Annotated in this window: 6 protein-coding genes; all 6 read right to left on the bottom strand. The window is 56.9% G+C overall.

Going from position 1 to position 4,583, the window contains the following annotated elements:
• Window positions 1–80 precede the first annotated feature (80 nt).
• The 6 genes from FKV25_RS11880 to FKV25_RS11855 all read right to left on the bottom strand — a co-directional run bounded on the left by FKV25_RS11880 (window position 81) and on the right by FKV25_RS11855 (window position 3,982).
• Window positions 81–305 (bottom strand): hypothetical protein, encoded by a 225-nt coding sequence (locus tag FKV25_RS11880; RefSeq protein ID WP_141519017.1) that lies wholly within the window; start codon window positions 303–305, stop codon window positions 81–83.
• A 45-nt stretch (window positions 306–350) separates the two neighbouring features.
• Window positions 351–920, bottom strand: coding sequence for a GNAT family N-acetyltransferase (locus FKV25_RS11875; protein ID WP_141519016.1), 570 nt, complete (start codon window positions 918–920; stop codon window positions 351–353).
• A gap of 266 nt (window positions 921–1,186) precedes the next feature.
• Window positions 1,187–1,696 carry a hypothetical protein gene (locus tag FKV25_RS11870; protein WP_141519015.1) on the bottom strand — a complete coding sequence of 170 codons (510 nt, stop codon included), beginning with the start codon at window positions 1,694–1,696 and terminating at the stop codon, window positions 1,187–1,189.
• A 503-nt stretch (window positions 1,697–2,199) separates the two neighbouring features.
• The gene (locus FKV25_RS16690) at window positions 2,200–2,589 is read right to left on the bottom strand and encodes a TonB family protein (protein ID WP_141519014.1); all 390 of its coding nucleotides are present in this window, start codon (window positions 2,587–2,589) and stop codon (window positions 2,200–2,202) included.
• A gap of 603 nt (window positions 2,590–3,192) precedes the next feature.
• Entirely contained in the window at window positions 3,193–3,549 is a 357-nt protein-coding gene (locus FKV25_RS11860; protein ID WP_141519013.1) for a hypothetical protein, read from the bottom strand.
• A 70-nt stretch (window positions 3,550–3,619) separates the two neighbouring features.
• Window positions 3,620–3,982: a DUF6404 family protein gene (locus tag FKV25_RS11855; RefSeq protein WP_281286230.1), complete on the bottom strand. Its 363-nt coding sequence runs from the start codon at window positions 3,980–3,982 to the stop codon at window positions 3,620–3,622.
• Window positions 3,983–4,583: the final 601 nt, after the last annotated feature.

Here is a 4,583-nt window from a genome sequence, read left to right as displayed (position 1 = left end):
CTCGGTGAATCGCGACTTCTTCATGGAATCTCCTGGCTGAGAAACATGCCAGAAAGTTCTACTTCTTGGGTGTCTACCTATCAGGGAAGCTTACGGCTTGGGTCCTCGTACACAGGCATCAGGTGATAGCTGACGTAGGACTTCTTCGTCTGCACCGCCCCGAAAAAGCCCGGCTTGGATCCGGGCGTAGCGGGCGGAATCTCGATGTAGAGATTCCCCGGCGTGTCCGTCCTGATCGACATGCCTGAAGCGTGCTTTCGCAGGATCTTTGAAAGTCCAGAGAACGTCGAATCCAGATCAGCCATGGCGGCGCTCCTGTTGGAGTCGAAAAGTCAGGCCGGCCCGCTGGATCATCCGCCTTGATCAAGCAGCGTCGAGAGGCAAGGTCGGCCTGGACCAACTGTCCTCCCCGATCCGGGGGGTGAGTACGAGAGTAGCTCCGCAGGGTGGTCCGCAAGCGTTATGCGTGACTCGAGCCCAAGGCCCAGCTTCTCCAGAACCCGGATGGAGCCGGCATTCCCGGGCTCCACCAAGCCGATGATCCGCTTGAGGCCAAGGATATCCGTCCCATGCCGCATGACCGCCGTCGCGCTCTCCGTCGCGTAGCCCAGCCCCCAGTAGCGCGGGAGGAAACGATAGCCAATATCCGTTTCGCACAGGTCTTCCAGGTACTTGAGGCCGCAGAAGCCAACGAGTTCCCCAGTCGACTTCTCGATACAGGCCAGCCGACCATATCCATGGATGGCGTAGTCCCTCAGCGGGCGTGCGGCGAGCAGCCCCCGCACCTCGGCAAGCGACTGCAGCGGTGACTCCCCGGTGAAACGCAGCACCTCCGGGTCCGACACCAAAGGCCAGTACGCAGACGCATCATCCAGCGTGAAAGGCCTCAATTCGAGACGTTCAGTCTGCAGGGAGGTCATCCAAGGGCCTGTCGCTTGAGTTGGACCGACCCGCGAAGCGGCGGGGCGTTGCTACGAAAACGAAACCGAAACAGGCGAAACAGGGGTCAGAGTACCGTTTCTCACCTCTCGTAGAGAAAGCCTACTCTGACCCCTGTTTTGCAGTGCGATGCTATCGCCCACAAACTCAACACACGACCGAGGAAGTGCCTCGGCTACTACGACACTCCACAAAAACGCCTGTTCGACTGATCAGCGTTGTCGCAATTGGTGGTTGAATTCACCGCTCATAAGCAGCCCTCGACATACTGCACAGCTTCTGCTGTCCCGGCGTAGTAAATCTCTACTCTATTGTTGTCTGTCTCGAAGCGAATGCCAAATCTATTATCTTGAGAATACTGAGTCAGATACGAGCCTTGTGGCCCGGCGTAGTGGTGCTGTGAAACTTGGATGCGGGGATATGTTGCAACAGTGCTTTCTTGAGTTGAGCCAACTTCTATGCCAGAAAAGGTTTTGATAGCGCTGTTGGTGATATCAACCCTGGCCAGATGGCCATCAATGATCATGAATGAAACGCCTTCGTGGCCGCTCTTTGCTGAAAGGTACTGGCATCCGCCAACATCAAGATCTAGCACTAGACTTGAGCCAAGCACTTGCTCTAGCTCGTCTTGCTTCATACCAATTTTGGCTGGGCCATAGCCAGAGTATCCGACGTACCATCCTTCGCTCTCTGCACGGAGATTGGCAGCTTGGAGGCATAAAGCAGCAATGAAAAAGGCTAGAAGTTGCTTGGTCATGAGCTCTAACACCTGAGTTAAGCCGCGCCGCGAAGCGGCGTCGGCTTGGACGAATTGTTGGCCGAAACGGGGGTCAGAGTACCGTTTATCACCTCTCGTAGAGAAAGCCCACTCTGACCCCTGCTTTCCATGTTTTCACAACGAGGAAACAGCCAAGCCGCAAGCTCAAGACAAGGATGTCATGCGCCCCGGGTTGACGGGAAGCTCCCTAGGGAATCGTTGGGCTGCATTACTGCCACGAGCCGTGCCTATCTACCCAACGGATACAATGCCAGTACCAGGCAGCAGCTCCGACGAAAGCTACGCCGACAATTAGGTACTTGGGATCTCGCTGGAGACCTAGGAATAGACTTCCTGGTACGACTGCCATGCTGAACCACAAGAAGCTGGTTGCAGCTCTGCGAGTGCCCACTTGCCAAAGTCCGAGCTTTACCCATTCAGGTCGATCGCTGGTGTTCTTTGAAAAGCTCACGTGATCTCCTCATGAGGCCTGGCACCCTGAGTTAAACCGCGAATCGAAGCGGCGTCGGCTTGAATGATTTGTTGGGTGCCATAGCCGTGACCTGCTCGGAGACAGCGGTGTCGCTTGGGCATGACGGTAAGAGCTTGCCCGTAAAGCCGAGGGTCATTGACCCAGAAGGACCTGAAGTAACAACGACGTACCCAGAGTGAGGTTGAACGGCGCTCGGAAAGATGCGTGACAGATCAGTGTCTTTCACGAGCTGAATGGCGTTACGGTCAAAGGTGTTGCTACCGGAACTTGAAACGATAGCCGTGTCTGTAAAGCGACCGCGCCTGTTGAGCGTGGCTTCAATGCAAGTGACGTAACCATCCGCGGGCGCTTGCGCCACCGAGCCTGCTGATGCAATTGCAAGAAGTGCAGAAAGGATCATACGGTACCTGATACCAGAATTAAGCCGAGTCGCGAAGCGGCGTCGGCTTGAATGAATTGTTGGGCATTGAACCCGTGGTGCACAAACTGAAGGGTGCAGAGTAATGCACCTGACCTGCCAGATCCTCAAATTGCACGCGGTAGCGCAGCGCGCCAGAGATCGGGGTGCCCTCCGGGAGATAGAGCAAGAACTCCGTCTCGTCGCCGGGACCGACAGAGACAGTTGCCAGAGGCAGGGGGCCGTGTCCGGCAGGGCTCTTGTAGGTTTGCGTAGGATCAGATGTGCCGCTCAGGATTGAGTAGTACGGCCAACCCATCCGGAACGGTGGACCCGGCTCGCTCTGCGCCTTGATACGTAGCGTTCCCGGCCCGGAGTTGCGGACTTTGAGCAGAACGGAATGGTCCTGGCCAAAGAGCCCGCAGCTCTCAGCAGTGGAGCTTGCGCGTGACGTGACAGATGAGGTCTGGGCTGGAATGAGCACGCAGCCAGCGACTAGAAGTGTCAGTAGCAGCGCGCTTACTCTCATATGTCTAACACCTAAGTTAAGCCGAGCCGAGAAGCGACTTCAGCTTGAACGAATTGTGAGGCGCTGGTTGCGACGAGCTAGTCATACCAGAAGCCTACAGTGCTGAGCCAAGTGCAGAATGAACTTGCCGATTCTCTCGACTCTGCCGAGTTGGGACCAAATTCCTCCCGGTCGGTTGTGGCCTGACGGAGCAGGATGTGTCCGTGGATGATCTTTGATTGGTTGAGCGCCCCGAACTGGAACTCACCCGCCAGGTCGTCGCGCGCAATCATGTCCTTTAGCTTTTGGGCGGCCTCAATCGCAGCCGACTGGCTGAGGTCAGATTCCAGAATGCGCATGTCCGGCTCGATCTGGCTTTCGAGACCCCGACACAATTCCGGGCTGGCCGAAGCGCTGGCTAAGACAACGATTGCAAGCGCAGAAGAAAGGGTCATTGAAGCGCCTAACACCGGAATTAAGCCGAGCCGCGAAGCGGCTTCGGCTTGAATGATTTGTTGGATGCGCTCACGGCTGTGGACTCATGTACGCGCTCCATGAAGGAAGGCGGTGCTTGCGGGCAAGATGGCGGAAGTAGACCGCCATGAATAAGCCAAACAGCAAGCCAGCCAGAACGGCCGAGCTGAGCATGATCCACAGCGGCATGCCTTGGCGCAACCACATGAAAAGCCACATCAAGATGCCCCAGAGCACGCCAAAGAAGCTGCCCATGAGCAAAGCGACGGGCCAGAACCCCATGAAAAGTGGTGGTGGGAGATCAATGCCCAAGCGCCACAGGAGCCTCCAAAGAGGAGGGGCAGCAGTGTATGGCGACACACCAAGTGCCCTAAGGTGCTCTTGCATTCGATTCAGTTTGTCAGGATCTGTCATGCGCATCCAACACCAGAATTAAGCCGAGCCGCGAAGCGGCTTGGGCTTGAATGAATTGCTAGTCACTGTAGGCACGCTAGCAGGTCCAGTAAACCTTGTCCGCCAGGTCAATGACCTCCGGGCCGTCGCTGCAACCGCCGACCTCCCGGGCTGACCTATCAGCGCTCTTGTCGCCAATGATCCATTGGCCGGAGCCGGCGTGCCACATAAGTTCGCCCTCAGCCAGAATCCCGGCAGGAAATGGGTCTGAAGCCCTCGGGTTGACCACAACGATATGCGTACCGCTGATGGTCACGTTGAGGCGGATGCTAGGGATGGATGGCTGTTCGGCGAAGGGGTGCTGGAAGACGTAGTGGCCGGACGCAATTGGGAGCGATGGTTCAGACTCCGGAGAGCAGCCGGCGGCTAGGACTGCGGCTAGGAGGGCGATCTGCGTCATACAGTGCCTAACACCTGAGTTAGGCGGCGCCACGAAGTGGCGTCGGCTTGGACGAATTGTTAGGCGTCGCAGGTTCACAAAGTAAGTGCAACACCCGCGACGCCCGGGAAAAGGACGGTGAGCTGGCAGACTGAAGGGGATCACTCCGGCAAGAGACGATCT

Origin of the sequence: Marilutibacter aestuarii (genome assembly GCF_006546775.1) — a bacterium.
Classification (GTDB): Bacteria; Pseudomonadota; Gammaproteobacteria; order Xanthomonadales; family Xanthomonadaceae; genus Marilutibacter; species Marilutibacter aestuarii.
This window is presented reverse-complemented; position numbering and strand designations above follow the sequence as displayed.

What these genes read in the sequence shown, in the direction of transcription:
- FKV25_RS11880 (WP_141519017.1), bottom strand. Translation starts at nt 305, where the DNA reads ATGGCTGATCTGGATTCGACGTTCTCTGGACTTTCAAAGATCCTGCGA.
- FKV25_RS11875 (WP_141519016.1), bottom strand. Translation starts at nt 920, where the DNA reads ATGACCTCCCTGCAGACTGAACGTCTCGAATTGAGGCCTTTCACGCTG.
- FKV25_RS11870 (WP_141519015.1), bottom strand. Translation starts at nt 1,696, where the DNA reads ATGACCAAGCAACTTCTAGCCTTTTTCATTGCTGCTTTATGCCTCCAA.
- FKV25_RS16690 (WP_141519014.1), bottom strand. Translation starts at nt 2,589, where the DNA reads ATGATCCTTTCTGCACTTCTTGCAATTGCATCAGCAGGCTCGGTGGCG.
- FKV25_RS11860 (WP_141519013.1), bottom strand. Translation starts at nt 3,549, where the DNA reads ATGACCCTTTCTTCTGCGCTTGCAATCGTTGTCTTAGCCAGCGCTTCG.
- FKV25_RS11855 (WP_281286230.1), bottom strand. Translation starts at nt 3,982, where the DNA reads ATGACAGATCCTGACAAACTGAATCGAATGCAAGAGCACCTTAGGGCA.